11 protein-coding genes and 1 pseudogene are annotated in these 17,825 nt (G+C 51.1%); 6 read left to right on the forward strand and 6 right to left on the reverse strand.

What is annotated here, in order from left to right; translation table 11 throughout:
• Nucleotides 1-196: 196 nt before the first annotated feature.
• Genes B157_RS40660 through B157_RS36285 form a run of 3 tightly spaced genes read right to left on the reverse strand, consistent with a single transcriptional unit; the run spans nt 197 to nt 1,176 of the window.
• The gene (locus tag B157_RS40660) at nt 197-499 is read right to left on the reverse strand and encodes an IS30 family transposase (protein ID WP_157618638.1); all 303 of its coding nucleotides are present in this window, start codon (nt 497-499) and stop codon (nt 197-199) included.
• Nucleotides 426-848 carry an IS30 family transposase gene (locus tag B157_RS36280; protein ID WP_342664726.1) on the reverse strand — a complete coding sequence of 141 codons (423 nt, stop codon included), beginning with the start codon at nt 846-848 and terminating at the stop codon, nt 426-428. Before B157_RS36280 ends, B157_RS40660 begins: the two co-directional genes overlap by 74 nt.
• Complete coding sequence (locus B157_RS36285) at nt 781-1,176, reverse strand: helix-turn-helix domain-containing protein (RefSeq protein WP_041952348.1); 396 nt, start codon at nt 1,174-1,176, stop codon at nt 781-783. Before B157_RS36285 ends, B157_RS36280 begins: the two co-directional genes overlap by 68 nt.
• Before the next feature lie 317 nt (nt 1,177-1,493).
• Between B157_RS36285 and B157_RS0130080 the strand changes: the two genes are divergently transcribed.
• Complete coding sequence (locus tag B157_RS0130080; protein WP_020607015.1) at nt 1,494-1,934, forward strand: hypothetical protein; 441 nt, start codon at nt 1,494-1,496, stop codon at nt 1,932-1,934.
• 105 nt (nt 1,935-2,039) lie between these two features.
• On the opposite strand, the gene B157_RS0130085 is transcribed toward B157_RS0130080, so the two are convergent.
• Both B157_RS0130085 and B157_RS0130090 read right to left on the reverse strand, forming a co-directional pair.
• Nucleotides 2,040-2,633: a hypothetical protein gene (locus B157_RS0130085; protein WP_020607016.1), complete on the reverse strand. Its 594-nt coding sequence runs from the start codon at nt 2,631-2,633 to the stop codon at nt 2,040-2,042.
• A 235-nt stretch (nt 2,634-2,868) separates the two neighbouring features.
• Nucleotides 2,869-3,546, reverse strand: coding sequence for a recombinase family protein (locus B157_RS0130090; RefSeq protein WP_020607017.1), 678 nt, complete (start codon nt 3,544-3,546; stop codon nt 2,869-2,871).
• Nucleotides 3,547-3,876: 330 nt separating this feature from the next.
• On the opposite strand from B157_RS0130090, the gene B157_RS39950 reads away from it, so the two are divergent.
• The 4 genes and pseudogenes from B157_RS39950 (at nt 3,877) to porU2 (ending at nt 14,921) form a co-directional block, all read left to right on the forward strand.
• Nucleotides 3,877-4,080, forward strand: a complete 204-nt coding sequence (locus B157_RS39950) for a hypothetical protein (RefSeq protein ID WP_020607018.1) — start codon at nt 3,877-3,879, stop codon at nt 4,078-4,080.
• Nucleotides 4,081-4,929: 849 nt separating this feature from the next.
• Nucleotides 4,930-11,145 carry a WD40 repeat domain-containing protein gene (locus tag B157_RS0130100; protein ID WP_020607019.1) on the forward strand — a complete coding sequence of 2,072 codons (6,216 nt, stop codon included), beginning with the start codon at nt 4,930-4,932 and terminating at the stop codon, nt 11,143-11,145.
• Between the two features lie 104 nt (nt 11,146-11,249).
• Nucleotides 11,250-11,499 (forward strand): annotated as a pseudogene (locus B157_RS36295) (hypothetical protein); the annotation flags it as partial.
• A 167-nt stretch (nt 11,500-11,666) separates the two neighbouring features.
• The gene (gene porU2 / locus B157_RS0130110) at nt 11,667-14,921 is read left to right on the forward strand and encodes a putative type IX secretion system sortase PorU2 (RefSeq protein ID WP_020607020.1); all 3,255 of its coding nucleotides are present in this window, start codon (nt 11,667-11,669) and stop codon (nt 14,919-14,921) included.
• On the opposite strand, the gene B157_RS0130115 is transcribed toward porU2, so the two are convergent.
• Nucleotides 14,918-15,619 (reverse strand): hypothetical protein, encoded by a 702-nt coding sequence (locus B157_RS0130115; protein ID WP_020607021.1) that lies wholly within the window; start codon nt 15,617-15,619, stop codon nt 14,918-14,920. The genes porU2 and B157_RS0130115 overlap by 4 nt on opposite strands.
• A gap of 224 nt (nt 15,620-15,843) precedes the next feature.
• Here B157_RS0130115 and B157_RS0130120 point away from each other — a divergent pair, with 224 nt between their 5' ends.
• Nucleotides 15,844-17,796 carry an asparagine synthetase B family protein gene (locus B157_RS0130120; RefSeq protein WP_026309068.1) on the forward strand — a complete coding sequence of 651 codons (1,953 nt, stop codon included), beginning with the start codon at nt 15,844-15,846 and terminating at the stop codon, nt 17,794-17,796.
• Nucleotides 17,797-17,825 lie beyond the last annotated feature (29 nt).

Genomic DNA, 17,825 nt, shown 5'->3' on the forward strand with positions numbered 1-17,825 from the left:
TGACTTAGTTAAAATGGATATCGACCAACGTTTAACTCAACTCATTACCTTGCTAATGGGTCTGCGGCCCGCATTTCTATTTGAGTTGAAGAGTTAAGAACCCGGTGGGGCTTCAATCGGCCCATAGGTTTTGCCTGGCCCGAGCGCTAAGGTGTCCCACCGGGGTTGGTTTCTCACAGTTTGTGAGGGCTTTAAGTTACACGACTATCTTGGAATCGCACAACGGGGTAAATCTAAAGGCCCGAGCGGATACATCAGTAGGACGAACAAGGCTAATCGGACAAGCCTTGGGAATGTACTGGCGAATCAACCCATTCGTATTCTCATTAAGACCACGCTCCCAACTATGGTAGGGATGAGCAAAGTAAGTAGCCGCCCCTAACGCTCCGCCAATCGACTCGTGACGGGCAAACTCAAGGCCGTTATCAAAGGTAATGCGGGGCCGCCCGTGCGGTCTTGACCGGAAGACCGCTCCGGCGCAAGGCTTTGATAGCAGCAGTGGCTAACGCTCTGGCCTGTTTAGAGGCCAGTTTGACGATCAGCACATACTTAGTGCGCCGTTCAACCAACGTCAGCAAGGCCCCATCGTGACCCTTGCCGATGACCGTATCCGCTTCCCAGTGGCCTACTTCCATATTAGTTTCCACAATGGGGGGACGTTGTTCGATACTAACCCGATTAGGAATTAATTGCCGTTTGAGGGCCTGACCACGTTTCTTATAATGCTTCCGGTGTCGAATGCGTAGATATTTCACAAGTGACTCATGGTCAGCATTTTGATTACCTGCCGATTGCCGATATTGGTAGATATAGCGACGGTCGGCCGTTGCCGTAAATAGTTTCGTGATGAAGTCGCGTCTGAGTTGGCTGGCGTTGCAGTTCCCCGCAGATTTGTTCGGGCGAGAGCCGATCTCGGAGTCGGGCTATGACAGTAGTCAACAGGGAGCCTTTGAGTTTGTAAGGCGTTCGCTTTTGGGCTGAAGCTGCCCGTTGCTGGGCCTGTTGGGCATCATATTCTTGCTTAGGGTGGTGTTGGCGGTATTTGGCTAGTTCTCGACTGACCGTACTCTGACTGATACCAATCTGTTGAGCGATTTCGTCCTGGGTCTTATGTTGGTGATGAAGTGTTTGAATGTGGTATCTTTGGGTTAAGGTCAGCCGTTTATAGTTTGCCATAGTTTTGGTTGGAGTAGTTACCCCAAAGCTACGGGAGAATCTATTGAGCGGCTGACTTTTGTTAGTTCAGGACACTTGTGCTGGTCGCTGAAAGATACAAAAGGGAAGAAAAGGTGATATGCATTGCAAATGCGAATTCAAGTGGTATAGAATTAGGCTATAAATTAGTTGGGCAACGGCCACAAACCGGTTGTATAAGTGCCTATATGTAAAGCGAGGCCTATTTTTAGCTAATAAGTCGTTCCCTTGTTACGAGGAATACCGACTAAACTAGATCAGCATAAAGAAGTCTTTTTATTCCTATTAATCTTTTCGCCATGAGGCTTTTCGCGTGGTTTCTTGAAGATGAGCCTGGGACAATAGGCAAGCTGGAAATTGATGCTCCCCAATCCGATAAGGAGCCACCGCCCAAAAAATGGATGATTTGGCTAGGAATCTTCTTAGGTATCCTTTTCAATGAACTAGCCTTAAAGTGGATCTTTGATATGTGGCACTCAGTGCCCATTAGTCAAAGTATTGTCAAGCTAGCCGGATTATGTTTCTACGTAGGGTCTAGCCACAGGTTGACGGCTAAACCTGATTATTCGAATATGGGTTGGTTCAGTGGCCTAGTAGATAACCCGTTCCGTAGCTCGGATAATGTGAACCGTTGGCTGGTGTATCTGCAAGTGTTTCTGTTACCGGGCAAACTCATGGCCTATAGTTTAGTGATGGGCTGGTTTTTGTTTCAATCAGTCTACAAGGAACCCAAAAAGTAGTTCTATAATCTCACTTATGATAAAGTAAAACACTTTGTAAAACAAAATTGACCTGTGTCTTACAGGCTGTAAGACAGACTTTTGGACCTCTATACTGATGTTGGATTAGAATTTAATCGCGTTTTCTAGCTGATCCGCTTCCTTTCGTAAATAGTCCCTGATTTCCTGATCGTCTTCCACTAGTAGCTGTTGATGAATCGTTAGATACCGGGCTTTCCGGGTGGCAAACAACTCGCTGGCTATAAACTCCTCCAGCCACTGGCTGAAATCCAGCCACTCCGTTTGCTGATGGGAATAGGTGAAGTACGCCGTGAAACCAGCCTGAGCCAAATTTGACCATTCATATTTTTGGATTGGGTGAATAGGATGGCCAACGAACTTATCCAGCACATACGTATTGGCACAGAACGTTTGCCAGATTTTGGCTTTGGCCTGGTCAAACTTGCCCGACTTAAAGAGCAGCACTGCCCACTCAAACAAAAAGTCTGGAAAGCCAATATCATCGGGAAACGTTTTGGCGAACCAGCGGGTATAGGCTAATCCCCCTTTGTAATCGGCCAGCTGGAGGTAATAACGGGTAGGCAAATAACGCAGTCCCCGGGAGTCATCATAACCACCAAATTTACGTTTTTCGGCCGCTAAGGCTCGTTTGATATCGGCTATTTTTTTGATTAGCCGTTGGCTCTGTTTGGGCGTCATGAGTCGGAATAGCGGTTGGCTAAAGTACCGACGAATATACCTTCCTGGCCATACATAAGTCAAGCAATGACTGGCTGATTGGCCAGAAAAAAGCAACCCTTAGTGGGCCCACTTTCCTTGGAAAAATCATAATTGACGCATTCAATTTCTTTGTAAGAAAATTGAATGCGTTCACGCCGTATCTTAGTTAAATACAATTAGATAATTTCAAGAATTCGTCCCCACCCCTTCCCAATTAGTTGAAAAGTGCCATAATACGTTGCACCTGCACGGCTTGAAATTGCTTCCCCCTTCGGGTGCGGAAACCATGCTCATTCAACGTAGCCGCAATACCACTCCAGCTCTCTCCCGCCCCGCGCAGGGACCGGGCAAACGCGGCCGCCCGGCGGTTGTTCTCATGCTCGCGGGCATTTTGCTGCCGAACGGCCAGTCCCTTTTGCACCGCCTGGACCGTGAGATTTTCTGGTTTACCCAACACGAAGCCAGCCCGTTTCTTTTCAGCCAGTGCTTTGCGCGTACGATCGCCAATGACTTCCCGTTCGTGCTGGGCCATCGTAGCCATCACCCCGATGGTAAGGGTATTGGCCTCGGGCATATCGGCACAGACGAACTCGGCCCCCGAATCCCTTAATGTAAAAATAAATGCCACGTTCCGGGTGAGTCGGTCAAGCTTGGCAATCAGGAGCACGGCTCCTTTTTCTTTGCATAGCGCAATGGCTTTGAGCAGCTCGGGTCGATTGTTTTTCTTGCCCGACTCAATGTCGGTGAACTCGGCGACAATTTCTCCCTTGTTGTAGGTATAGTTACTGACACTGGTGCGCTGGGCGGAGAGTCCCAGTCCACTGGCTCCCTGTCGTTGGGTCGACACGCGAAAGTAGGCCACGTACTGTTTGTAACTAAACGGGTGTTCCACGGCACAAATGGGGGGTTGTTTGGTAAAGGTAAAGGTAGTTTACATTTTCTGAACGACCGTTTGAAAAATGTAAAATACAGAAAATTCAGGTAAATTTGAGCCGTGAATACCCCGGCCATCCAACCCAACCAACTCAATACGGATTACAAAGTGCTCATTGAGCGCCTGGCCCTTTGCTGGGTGAGAGCCGAGCTGTCCCCTGAATGGTAATGGGAGGGCGAGCGGTTACCCGAGCCGATCAGTTACCTGTACCTTGACTACCTGCGCACCATCGGGGCGCTGCTACTAGCCACTCAGGACCCGGATCGTACGGAACAGATCTTTGCGGCCGTGCTGAACCAGGCACAGGCGCTGGATAAATCTCCCCTCTGGGTGGAGCAGGAGTTGACCTTCGAGGGCATCATCGACGGAGCTGACCGGTCCAACTACCTGCGGCTCGATCTGGAGCGGGCCACCCAAAAGGCCGATGGGGAGGTTACCGATCAAATCCTAGACCGTTACAGCGAACGACTGAAGCGCTTTGCTAGTGAGTAAACCGGAACCAACGACCATCCGGTCAAATGTAGCAGGACCATAAGTACCTCCCGTGACAATTGCCAAACGAACAAAATAGAACTGTCTCATACGTACTCATCACTATTGTTCTAGGCAGATAGGTTCACACCTTGATAGAGTTGGGTAGTTCTGCGGAAAAGGAGATAATTCGTTGTTTGGAAAAATAGTATCACAAACTCATACACGTTGTTGAAAAAGAGATGTTGATTCTTGAGATGACAATATGAGATTGTGCAGAGCTAATATTGACGTAGCTGGTAGAGGATTGACTAACGTCGCATAAAAACGGGCGTTTAATGCGATACAGCCTACCTGTCGTACTATTCTAGGAAATACGAAAATAAATTCATTGCAAAACGCCTACTTATTAAGCTTAAAGGAAGTTTGGAAGCCTAAATAGGTGCCAATTTTCGTACTTTTGGAGAGCATAAAAAAGCCTGGGGCGAGAGGTTGGATTGTCTTCTTTAAAGCCACGATAGACCTATCCTGAAGAATGCCTCATCATCTCACCTCAGGCTTTTTTATGCTCTCCAGGACTGGGAGGGTGAGTTTAAGAAGCAGTATCCCCTGTTTCGGTCGCCATCGGGCACGGCAATGCCCATGGCCGCTTAACCAGGTCGACCCGCGCGGCGGACCGTCCAGGCTTTTTTATGCTCTCCAAGGGTAGACTAAAGGAAGCGCTAGGCCAAATCAGCTTTATCTTTTAAGAACGCATCAAACCACACCGCTTCGATTAACCTCTGACACAGTTCAGAGAGCACTCCCTTTTTCGGTAGGTTTATTCTAATGTTTAAGGCAACTTAGCACATCCTATAACCTACCTCTACCGTGTCTAAGCAAACCTTCACGTTCGTCAATAACTCGCCTTTATTAATCCTACTGGATTTCAATAATAGCACCATACAACCCAACATCAGTCCCGGCGAAACCCGGACAGTTACTTACGAGTCTGGACCAGAGTTTCTCGGTGCTGTTTGGGGCGCTTATGAAGCCCACAGCGGTGTTGTCGTGAAAGGCGGCAACACGGGCGTGGAGAAAAATGCTGCAACACAACTTCTGCCGAGCGATATTAAGTCAGATATACAGGTTGAGACCACGCTAACGAGCATCCAAGTTAAAAACTCCACGCCCTTTGCCATGGACGTGGTGCCATTAAAAAACGACGGTAGCGAAGACCGTAGCAAGGCATTCAGCCTCAACGCCGGTTTTTACCAAACCCAACCTATGCCCGCCCGGCAGGCCTGCCGGTGTTACATAAGCGGCACTGCCGTGGAACTGAGCGCCTTCATTATCAATACGGAGCTTACACAAAATTTTGAGATTCTGAATACGGTGGTGGGGGTCGAAAATTTCAGTCTCAACCCCGTTGATGCATACCAGACTATCGATGGCACCAGCTGGAGTAAGGCAGGTAGCATTGCCGCAAAAAGCTATTTGCGACTTAGTAACTATGCCCAAAACGCTTGGCGGATTATCGATCAGAATAGCCAGTTTACACTCCAAGAGACCAGCCGCCTGCTTGAACCGCAGACTATTACGGTGCCTGCCGAATTAACCCACCGTCAGGTTATCAATTACCAGCAGTGGATCGATGCACACCCACTCAATCTGACGTTTATCAACCAGACTCCGTTCGACCTGGCCATTACCCCCCTCACGACCCTGCCCGATGGGACACTGGCCGATGTAACAGATAAGCAGATTAAGCTTGTTTCTCTGGCTAGCGGGCAATCTCCACTGTCGATAACCGTAGCCCAGGTTCCCTATCAAATTCGGGAGTTTTATTCGCAACAGGTGTTGGGTTATATGTTACCACAGCAGATAAACCCAGACCAGCGTTTCACGATAAAGCTACCTGATGTGCAGAATATACCCGTTTCGGTGCAGTTTGTCAACGAAACATTACTCTCGCTGGTGCTGTTCCGGGTAGATGTAGATGGTCGACAGATGACATCAACTGACCTGATAGCCCCCCAGACCGACGCTACGCCCAACGCGTTACTCGGCCAAACTTGGGCAGTACGGGATCAGGATAGTGGTATGGTGTTGCAGGTCGAAACGATTACGCGTCAGCAGCGGGTAGTTCGTATCACTACTGCCAACCTGCGGAGCCTGCCGGTTGGTGAAGCCCGAAAAATTCGCTTTTTGAGAATCGCTTCCCCAAACATAGCGTATCTGGATCTACAGTTATTTACCGTGGGGCCCGACGGTAAAGAGACGTTTAAGTCAACCATTTCCGACAGTCAGGAATATCTTGATGGGACTGTATACTCAACCTGGGTTGTGCGGGAGACCATATCGAAACGGCCCGTCAAAATGCTGATTGTATCGCCCTTTGCAACCGCGAATCAAGACTACTTTATTGATTATGAATATCCACAGCCCCGTAATCAGCCTATTGTTCAGGTTACCTACATCAATCGTACTAACCTGACCGTCCAGCTAAAGCTGACGGGCAGTAATGCGGCTCACCTTAATGCGACCCAATCCATAACCATTGGCAACATTGTGCCCGGCGACCGGCATACGTTCACTCAACTGAGCAATATGCTTTGTGTGGTCAGCGACTACGCTAGCAATCGCCCTATTGGCCTGTACATCAGCACCGATGCTCTTCAGCAAGACTTCGATATTGAATTGAGTACCTTTATTTCTCCCTACCGAAACTACTATGGCGAGCACACCCCTCCGGCTAATTATGCTCCTTTCAGGCTAAACCTGACCAACCAAACGGACGAAACCGTGGATGCCTGGACGCTGGACGATACGGGTGCGCCAAATCGGGCAGTGGATACCAGTGGGCAACCCATTTCCATACCAGCCGGTAGTCGGTTTCTGACTCCTCCCAGTGCTAACGGCGTTATGTGGCAGTTTACCCGTGCCAACACCACCGATGTCGTCAGTGCGTTCATTTCGGCATCGCCGCTTCCCGGCTTTGGAGCTCCGGACAACCAGCAATTTTTCACCATCCGGTCCACTAGGGGCGTGTTGCTCAGACCCGATCAACTGCCGCTTCGAGAAGGTGAAGTAGCGTTGTTTTCACAACCCGGTTTTCAGGGAACGGGCCGGTTACTGGCGCAGTCAAATTCTCACATCAACCTGCAGGATATATTTCGGGAGCCGTTACAAACCTATCCATATTCAGTGTGTGCTATTTCGCCAGTGAGCACCACCAGCTCGGGTAACTACGTATTGACAACGGGCTGGGGGATTGATGGCCGGGGTAATACCCCCGTAGTGTACGATCTGAGCGGGCGAGCCGTTTTACCTTATTTCGCCCGACGTCAAGTTGGTCCGATTTCGGTCGGGGCATTTTCGCCCGATGGCAAGTGGGTATTGACGGGCGGCTACGACGGTACAGTGCTTTTGTGGCCGCTAACGGCCAGCGAAAATCAGGGCGAGGCCGTAACCCTGAGGCATAGGGCGGGTAGCTATATAATGTCGGTGGCGTTTTCGCCCGATAACACCCGCATCCTAACGGCAGGCTACGACCAAACGGCCGTGTTGTGGGATTTTCAGGGTAACCGGCTCGCGACCTGTACCCATGATTATGCCGTATCCTCGGCTGTGTTTTCGCCGGATGGACAGTCTATTCTGACGGCTATGCAGGGTAATTCGTTCACGGGACAGGGGAGCAACGCGTTTTTGTGGAATCTGGCAGGCCAAAAAATCAGAACCCTTCTGCCAACAACGTCTGATATGGTTATCCGGGCCATCTTCTGGACGCCCGGTCAAATGCCAGTTGGTTTATTTGTACTGCTTACGATAGTCGACAGCGCCTCGCATAAACCTGTCATCAAGCTTTTCAACTTATTAATGCCCGACCCGCTCTTACCCATCGGGCCGCTTTTTTCAGACCGGGGCGCAAATCTGGCCGTTTCACCCGACCAGACGATGGCCATATCGGGTGGGGCTGATGGCACCAACCTCGCCATTGTATGGGCTATTCAGACCGGTACTATTATTAAAACATTCAATGGCTACACGGGTGGGTGGCTCGGCTTTACGCCCGATAGTAAAAACGTATTTATTGGCGATAAGCGATGGGATTTAGCCTCGAATGAAATCAAATCCCTTAAAGTTGGGCCGCGTACGGCCTTTACACTCTTCGGCCAGACTGGTTATCAGGATCAAACGGCCATGTATACCCTCGACCAGACAGACCTCACGCTGGCCAATCCGGTGGCCTCTTTCGACCTGTCCAGTATGAAGCCATTTGACGAACCGGGTATTGCCAATCATTCCAGCCTGGTCGACGATTTTCGGCTGAAAAACGGGCAAATAGAAACCTTTACCAATTACCGCACGGTGCTGACGGTGCCGCTTACAGCCATCAGCCTTGTACTCACCGCTGATGAACCTGTAACCGTCACAATAAAAGATATATCGTACGATATTGGCCCCAGTAAGCCGGTGGTTCTGACCCCAAACCGCTTCGGAAAAGTCATCATCGACTTGCCCGCAACAGGACTTCATCCACCCATGCTGTTGGCTCATACCAGTAATATGCCCGAAGGGGAGTTCAACCAGATGTTCCCTGCGGGTTCGACGCACAAAAAAATAGCGACCATGCCCGATAAAGCTATTTTTGATAACTGGAACATCCTGCGAGCCGACCCCGGTGAAGCCGCTGATGTGAGCCACTGCGACGCAGTACAGCGGTCTATGAGAAACTTGGCCCGCACAGTCCAATATACTTACCACGGCTGCTCATGCGGGTTCCATCACAAGCGACAACTTACGGCGCACAACATGGAGCATGCCCACTGGAGGGTCGATATGAGTGCGCCTAAGCTAGCCTATCAACCCCTTACGACGGCCTATGTGAAGGCGAATCTGCAAAACGCTCCCCGCGCCAGTCAAGATACTAGCCGCCAGACGTTGGGACTTTTTGCCGCCTTTGAAGCCGATTTACTTCGGGCCCGGCAGATTCTGGTACATACCGCTCATCGACTTGGCGACGACCTCGTGGAAACAGGCAAGGCCGTCGTTGGCGACGTGGTCGAAGCCGCCGAAAATATGGGCAAGCACCTCAGTGATAGCGCATCAAAAGTGGGCGAAGACATCGTTCACGGCAATATTGTGGGGGCTGCCACAGATTTGCGCAACGGGGTATTCAGCGTCGGAAGCGATCTAGCCACCGAATCACTGCACGCGGCCGGTGACCTCGTTGACGGCGGAATTAACGTATTGGGCGAGGTGATCGAAGCCGTGCCAAAACTGGTGGTCGTTACCCTCGATCTGGATGGTACCCTGGTGCAGTATGTGCTGGACCATACCGGCATGGTAGGCAAAATGCTGGAACACCTCATCGGCAAAGCTCATATTCAGATTGACCGGGTACTGGCCTGGCTAAAGGAAAAGCTCATCTGGACGGATATTTTAGCTACGCAGACGGCCCTGAATCAGGCGATGACCGATGGACTGACAGGACTGATCGGTCAGGTACCAGCTATCAAAGCAAGCGCCGATATTTTTTTAAAGAGCCTATCGGCCCGATTGGCCCAGGCACTGAGCGAGTCGCCGAATCGGGCAGAAATTAGTACCTCGATTCCAAAGGATACCCATAACCATGAGACTACTCACCACATCAATTGGTTGCTATCGAAGATGGTAGACCATGATGCCGTAGACCCATTGGGAGCCCTCCCTGCCGCACCGGCTAATCTGACGGATGTGATCAACACGTTTCTGCAAAAGGCTCAACAGGCCATTGGTCCAGACAATCAGGCCGCTACGCAGGCCCTCGCGAAAGCCAGAGCAGATATGCAGACTGCTTTTGACCATCCTTTCGGGTCAATCGATGCGTTGCTGAATGCGGGAAAAGAACTGGCAAAAGCACTGGCTTTTGTGCTGATCGATTTGGTTGGTGACCTCATCGACGCCATCTTTGACATAGCTACAGTATCGTTGACCTGGCTCCGGGATTCACTCAGTACCCCTATACAAATCCCGTTTCTAACAGCTTTTTACTCTTTCCAAACCAGAGGAGGCACTCTAACCCTGCTTAACTTAGTTACGTTGGTTGTTGCTACTCCGCTGACTGTAATGAGTCACCAGGAAAATCAACCACTGATCTTTACACGGGAAACCAGAGATACAGCCGGCGAACATTATTATCAGCTCTACCCGCAGTGGACCTGGGCAAGGGCATATGCCTTTACGCACTTTGCACTTTTCGTCATCTCCGTACCAGCCAACGTCTATTCCGCTCTCAAGTTTGTACCCCGCAAGGGCACACCAAAACTCGATTTAGTCATTGGTGTCGCGAGTCTGCTCTTAAACGGGCTGGCGCAGCTATCCGGAAACCCCCTCGGCAACCTGACGCTGGTGGCTCCACGGCCAGTAGCCGCGGAAGAAAAAGATATCGTAAAGGCGCCAAACTACTGGACACACGTAATCTGGTACTATCAGTTCGGCGAGTTGGCAATCCAGGCTTTTGAAATGCTTTCAACAGTATATAGTTTCCGGCGGGACGGGAAAATCGACCCGCCGCTTATTCCCCCATCGGCAATGCTGGCGATCAACGATACCATTGCCACCTTCAATACGGCCATTGGCGTGGTCCATATGGGGTTGTTTATTGTGCTTGCCCGAGAAGAGCACGCCAAAGGAACCCGCCTGAATACAGTGGCGAAAGAAACTTGGGAGGAGTGGAAGCCCTTCACTGCGGATGCCATTGTTACCTGGCGTGAGTCTAGTATGGGCATAGTCCGGCAGGTGTATGCTTTCGCCGACAATTCTCAAGGAATCAACGATTTACTGGCCAGATACAATGCCATTACTACTGCCGACGGAGCTAAAGATGCCGATGGGGATATTAAAGGATACAAGGCTTTTTGGGAATGGTTTAAGGAAAACGAGTTTGCGAAAAAAACATCAGGCAACATACTAAACACCGTCCCGGAGATGGGAGCCATATTCCTGATGCCCAAACTCGTGGAGAAAACAAAGGGCCGTTCTTTATGGGGGGCGGCCCTAACCAACGTCGCCCATATTGCCGAAGGGGGCATTATGCTCAATCGAAAGGAGCCGGAAGCATAAGCCTTGCAGGTTGACCGTATGCGACTGATTTGTGTTGACAATTATTAGAACGACTAGTGTCGCCAAAACTAATTTTTAAGAGACTTTGGTTCAATTAAACCTCGGATTTGGATGATAAAGTTCGGCTTAAAAAGAGGGACGGTCGGCCGCTACCGCTTAATTGAGACGGTAAACGACATTTTGATGAGCGTACTGGACATTGATCATAGTCAGCACCGTTCACCGGCCAACTCACTTGTTCATACAATGGCTGGCCTGGTGGCGTATCATTTTTACGATGGGAAGCCGAGCGTATTCATCAAACCAGTCAAATCCTACTCCCGTATTCACGTTAATAATACCTTACTCCGTTGAAAAGTCTGACTAACTTTGATCAAAGTACACCTGCCTGGAATTATAAGCCCGCGTAGCCAATCTGCTAATTCGAACGGTGTCATGTGAGCGGGGGCAACTGGCCGTATCCGTTTTGTTTAGCAAGTCGTCTTATGACAGGCCAAAACTCATTAAAAGCTTACTCCGTTATGAAAAAAGGGTTACTCACTGCCTGGTTTTTTGTCAATGCTCTGACCCTTAATGCTCAAACCGGGTTTGGCAACGAATGGATTACTCCCGGCGCACAGTACCTGAAACTGTCGGTCAATCAGACGGGTATTTACCGCCTGAATGTGGAGGATATCAATAAAGCCGACGCGACTTTTCTTCAGACAAATCCAGTCAACTGGCAAGTCTTTTTCAGGGGAAAAGAGGTAGCGATTCGGATTGTAGGGCAGCAGGACGGTGTTTTTGGCAATCAGGACTATATTGAGTTTTACGGAGAAAGCAACGATGGCAGTCGGGACTCGCTGCTGTACCGTCCCCAGAAACGATTGCACCCCTATCAGACCCTATTTTCGGACAAATCGGCCTATTTCCTAACGACCAATCCGGCGCAGATTGGCAAGCGCATTCCTGAGCTAAACATCCCCGCGACAAACCTCAGTCCCGAAAGATTTCACGTTCAGGAAACGGTGCAGGCCTTTACCAGCGAATACACCTTTAACAACCTGAAAGGTATTGAGCCTTTTCTTCAGCAGAGTTATTTTGAGCCGGGCGAAGGCTGGTCCGGTCCAATACTGACGGCAGATTCAGTCGGCGTGGTTCCAATCAAACTGGCAGGCCGGGTAGCGGTCGATCAGCCGGTCAGGGTGGCGGGCATGGTGAATGGCCGCGATAATAATTTCCATCGAATTCAGGTGCAGTTGGACGCGAGTACGCAGCCGTTGGCCTCGCTGGCCTTTCCTGGATTTTTGAGCCAGTCCTTCCAGGTTATCATCGCGCCAGAAACCATCCAGAACGATCAATTGACACTGCGTTTCAGACCGGAGAAAAACGGCGGTACTAACCAGTTTTCCATCACGTACGTAAACGTGTCGTATCCGCAGGCGCTCGACATGGCCGGTCAGGCGACGAAAGTGTTTCATGTACCTGCCAACCCGCTTCAGACGGCCTTGCTTGCCGTGCAGCATGTGCCTGCGGCATCAATCGCCTATGACATCACCGACCGACTCAACTGCCGGTACCTGACCACGCAGGCTCGTGACGGCCTGACGCAGGTGGTGGTGGATGACATGACTCGGAACCGTGACATTCTGCTGACGAATCAATGGCTTAAACCGGTGGCTGTTCAACCGATCCGGTTTCAGGCTACGTTTCCGAAATTAATCGATTACCTGATCGTTACGCACGCGTCGCTCCGGCAGTCGGCCATGGCGTATGCCGACTACCGCGCTTCCGCTCCCGGCGGAGGGCATACCGTACTCGTCGTCGAGGCCGACTCGCTGTACGATGCTTTCAATTACGGGGAACGCAGTCCGCTGGCACTCCGGCGTTTTGCAGACTTCATGCTCACGACTACGGCCGTAAAAAATATGCTGCTGATTGGGAAAGCGGATAGTTATCCGTACAATGTCAAAACGGCCGCCGATGACCTGGTCCCGACGATCGGCTATCCGGGGTCCGACATTCTGCTGTCGGCAGGTCTGAGCGGTCAGGCGCCCAATACGCCCGCTATTCCGACGGGCCGACTAAACGTAACGACCAACGAGCAGGTCTTCACGTATCTAACAAAAGTGAAACGGCTCGAAAGTGCCACGCCGAACGGCTTGTGGCGTAAGAAAATCATCCACATCAGCGGGGGCAAAAGCGAAGACGAAGCGCAGAGCCTGCGGGCCACGATGAGTGACTTGGGCGATATCTTTACCGGGGGACTGCTGGGAGGTGAGGTCGCTTCGTTCAGCAAAAGCAACCCCTATGAGGTGATCGAGCCGGTGAATATAGCGCCCATTGTGAACGAAGGGGTTAGCCTTATTACGTTCTTTGGCCATGCCGGTCCGGCCATTACCGACATGAACTTTGGATTTGCGTCGCCCCCACAGAACGGGTTTCGCAACCCCTTTTACCCGCTTATGATTTTTAACGGCTGCGGAGTGGGGGAGATTTTTTCCCGGTTTAACACCCTGTCGACCGATTGGCTCCTGGCGCCTGACAAAGGCTCGGCGGTGGTGCTGGCCCACTCGTATTACAGCTACGAAGCACCAACGGCCCGGTATCTAACGGAATTATACAGTGCGTTATTTGCCAACCCAATCACCCTCGGCATGGCGTTCGGCAGTGTGCAGCAGCAGGTTAACGCGGCCCTTGAAAAAAACGGAGTCGGGGCGTTCGATATAGCAGTGCTGTTGCAAATGATCCTGCAGGGAGACCCCGCCCTGAGCCTGTACCCCTTGCCCAACCCCGACTTTTCAGTCGATCAGAACGGGTTGTACATTCAGGCTTCGGTAGCTGGCAGTACCCTCAAAAACAGCGATTCGATCCGGGTCGTTATCCCGCTGGCTAATCTGGGACGATTCGTGCCGCAGTCCATTTCGCTGTCCGTCAGGGCGACTGGCAAAAGCCTGACCAGCAATACCGTACGGTTCGACGCATTCCGATACCAGGATACGCTCGTTTACACCCTGCCAAGGGACGAAACACTGCAGAAGATCGAGGTTTTTATTGACCCCGACCGGCAAATCACCGAATTAAGCCGGGATAATAATAGCGCGACGCTGCTGATTGACTGGAGCAAGGCTGGTGCAAGCAGCAGTTATCCGCTGAATGCACTGCCGGATGTAGTCAGTCCAGCGCTTTCGGTATTAATCAACGGGGAGGTGAAAGCTAATGGGGCACTTGTTGACAAGAAAATTAGCATAACAGCTTACCTGACTGACGAGAATCCGTTGTCGGCCGGGGATATCAACGCTGTTGATGTGTATCTTGCAACCTGCGATACGTGCGCACCACAACGGATTTCGCCCCAATCACTGACAATCGTTTCAGTATCCGCCAATCAACTCCAGGTTACGACCTCGTTGAGCCTTGCGGCAGGGGTCGCCTATACACTCATCGTTTTTGGAAAAGATGCGGCTGGCAACCGAACCCTGCCTCCCTACACGCTTGACCTTCAGGTAATCGGTACGGATGAGCCAATTACGTTTCGAACCTACCCCAACCCGGCTACTACCTATGTTCGGTTTGAGTTAGACCTGCCGGTACAGGAGTTGCCAACTCGGGCCAGACTACTGATACACAACCTATTGGGGGTGTCCGTCTTCGACGATGCCTTTCCCGTGGGCGTTGGAAAAAATTCATTTCTGTGGCAGGCCGGAACGCCGGGACTTTATGTGTACAGCCTGCGGCTACTCTGGAGCGACGGCCGGTCCGAAACCCGCCGGGGGAAGGTGATCTGGCGGGATTAAGGCAGGCGGTTACCGGCTACCAGTTCCCATGTCAGTTTCGTACCCGACTCGGTGATTCCCTGGCCAATGCAGGCGGGTGACGATTGACAAAAGGCCAGCGACCTGTCTTCGCGGTACACCAAACCAATATTCGGGGCGTATACCCGGAGGTATTTTTTTTGACTGACTAGCGTGGAGTCGTTGGAGCCCACCACGGAAACCGTGTTTTCGAACCTCCTTGTTCCAACGGCAAACAAACGGCCGGTATCCTGATACTGAAGCAGCGTATCAGGATTGGCGTTGTACGAATTCTGGTTCCAGGCAGTCGTGGTCCGGATGGGAAAGGCCAGCTTAACAACGGGCAGGTTGTTTTCCTGACTGACCACCTCCGCGGGATTTTTGTAGACGGTATAAATCCTGTTGAGTTTCCAGGGCGATTGACCCGTTTGCCGGACCGATTCTTCGATCAGGTAGACGACCTGACCATTCTGATTGCTAGAACTACTGATTTTTTCCTGCACCTGATACGTTTTCCTGACGGCGGAGTTAACGGCCACGTAATTTTCCTGCGTAACCTGATACACCCGATAATCGCCAACTTGCAGGGGGAAATAGGCCGAGTCGTCGGGACCAAGATCGTTTCCCATCTCGCCACAACCAGTGTACAGGCCTAACAGAACCAGCAGCAGAACCGCCGATAAACTATTCTTTCGTACCATGGTCGCGTTTACGTAGGATAGGGGTTATTGAGATACGATCAATTGACGTTGGTGGGCAGTAGGGAAAATAAAGATAGCAGGTTGTTAGCGCTTTTGCTTCCCTGACGACTATTTTGTGAACTTTTTCCGATCATGCCCGCGACCTCGGTGCCTGGTTGTCCGTTTGTCGTAGTTTGCCGGCCCTGCCTGTCGGCAGTAACGCGTTAATCATCATCAACGTTAGTATGAACGGAATCGCAGGAATGATTCGATTTGATGGGCAGGCGGTCGCTCCCAACGACATCACCTCTCTCAGCCACGCGCTTAAGCACCGGGGCCCGGTAACGAGCCAGTCCATCACGCAGGGGGTGCTGCTAGCTTTTGGCGGCACCTTGGAGGCAGACAATACGGTGGCCGTTTATGCGGCTACCGATGCCGATGTGTTCGGTGAGACCGCTACAAATTCCTCTTTTTCCGCGCACTACCGTCGAAACGGACCGGCGTCATTCAATACCGTGAACGCCGATTTTGCGGTGGCTCTGTGGGATGCTTACGAGCAGGTGCTTATCTGCGCCAGAGATAGTCTGGGCGTGAAACCGTTGTATTATGTGCATAGGCCGGGCCGTTTTTTTGCCTTTGCTACGGAAATCAAAGCCTTGCTCGCCCTTCAGGAGGTAACGGTTACGCCCAACCAGCACAAATTTAGGGAATACCTGACCTGGGCGACTGACTACGTGCCCTACAGCGCCGAAACCTTCTACGAAACGATTTACAGCGTTCTGCCTGGCCATTATATCCAGGTAAATGCCCAGGATTTGCGTGTGCAGACCTACTGGAAGCCAGACGTTGAGCAGTACAGCAAACTGGGCAGTGCAGATGCCTACTCAGATTTGTTTGCCGATTATTTCACGGCCGCCGTCGATGCGCGGATGCGCGGCAAAACCCGGGTTGGCGCTCATCTGAGTGGCGGGTTGGACTCGTCGTCGGTTAGTTGCGTGGCTCAGCACCTGCTCGGGCAGCAGAACCGATCCAGGCTGCACACCTTTACTATTGATACCGGGTTGGCATCTACGGACGAATCCGCCTACGTGAACGCAGTCATCAATCAGTATCATCCAGCACATCATACCATACACCCCCTGGCGGATGTGCTGGATTCGATTCTGAAAATAAACGCCCTGTTCGATCGACCCGAGCAATTTATCATTCCCTCCAGCTTTCACCTGAGTGTTTCCGTAGAAGCCCGGCAACTGGGCTGCGACTGCCTCCTGACCGGCCACGACGGGGACAGTGTTGTCACGACGGGTTTCGACTATTTGGATCAACTACTGGACGACCAGGATTGGGAGACATTACGGTTAGCTTGCCAGCAGTTGGTCTCCTACCCAGATCGAAACCTGCAATACGTAAATGAAGACTGGCTTAGTTTAAGCAACCAGGCCAAGTTGGAGCAGTATATCCTGTACCTTATCGGAGCTGAAGTAACAAAGCGATTCAAAGCCCATCCCCTGAGTACGTTTCTGAGTAAAACGCGTACCCAGACCCAATTGCTTGGTCTTTCTACTACATCTATTCTAGCGTACTGCACGAAACGTGTCCGGGATAAGATAGCTCATAAAAATTTGATAGACAACGCATTCAGTGCTAATTTTAAGCATCGGGTTCCACCCAGATCGCAGCTATCCACGAAGGCGTTGACCACCCAAATTTCGTCGGACTATCACGTTCCGATTGATCCGGTTCTCAACACGACCAATGTAATTTGCAATGAGCAGTTTAATCATATTGGTGCTCATTACGGCCATCAGTATTCGTTTCCTTTTTTTGATAAACAGGTCGTTGAATTAGGGTTGGCAACGCCTTTGCGCGTATGCTTCGATCAGGGGCGGGGGCGGGGATTGATTCGAAATGGGCTGCAAACTAGACTGCCCCCGGCCATTATGTCGCGGCTCACCAAAGCGAACTTTGTCGAATACGGGAACATAGCGGCACGGCAACTTTATGAGGCCACCCATGAGCAATTCGCGTCGCCCGGCCACACCATTTGGACGGTAATCGACCGGCATGCATTCTCAAAAATTGTAGCGACGGTATTCAATGCACGCATTCCCGTGCGAAAAAAAACACGCTACAACTGGTTACTAAGCCGGATCATTTACCTGGCGCTCTGGCTGAGTTCGCTGCCCAAGAAGAACTGAAGTTTTTTTACAGGAAAAAATCAAGTCAC

Origin of the sequence: Spirosoma spitsbergense DSM 19989 (assembly GCF_000374085.1) — a bacterium.
GTDB lineage: Bacteria > Bacteroidota > Bacteroidia > Cytophagales > Spirosomataceae > Spirosoma > Spirosoma spitsbergense.

Coding starts and splice junctions, on each gene's coding strand:
- B157_RS0130080 (WP_020607015.1), top strand. CDS start 1,494: ATGAGGCTTTTCGCGTGGTTTCTTGAAGATGAGCCTGGGACAATAGGC.
- B157_RS0130115 (WP_020607021.1), bottom strand. CDS start 15,619: ATGGTACGAAAGAATAGTTTATCGGCGGTTCTGCTGCTGGTTCTGTTA.
- porU2 (WP_020607020.1), top strand. CDS start 11,667: ATGAAAAAAGGGTTACTCACTGCCTGGTTTTTTGTCAATGCTCTGACC.
- B157_RS36285 (WP_041952348.1), bottom strand. CDS start 1,176: ATGGCAAACTATAAACGGCTGACCTTAACCCAAAGATACCACATTCAA.
- B157_RS0130120 (WP_026309068.1), top strand. CDS start 15,844: ATGAACGGAATCGCAGGAATGATTCGATTTGATGGGCAGGCGGTCGCT.
- B157_RS0130085 (WP_020607016.1), bottom strand. CDS start 2,633: ATGACGCCCAAACAGAGCCAACGGCTAATCAAAAAAATAGCCGATATC.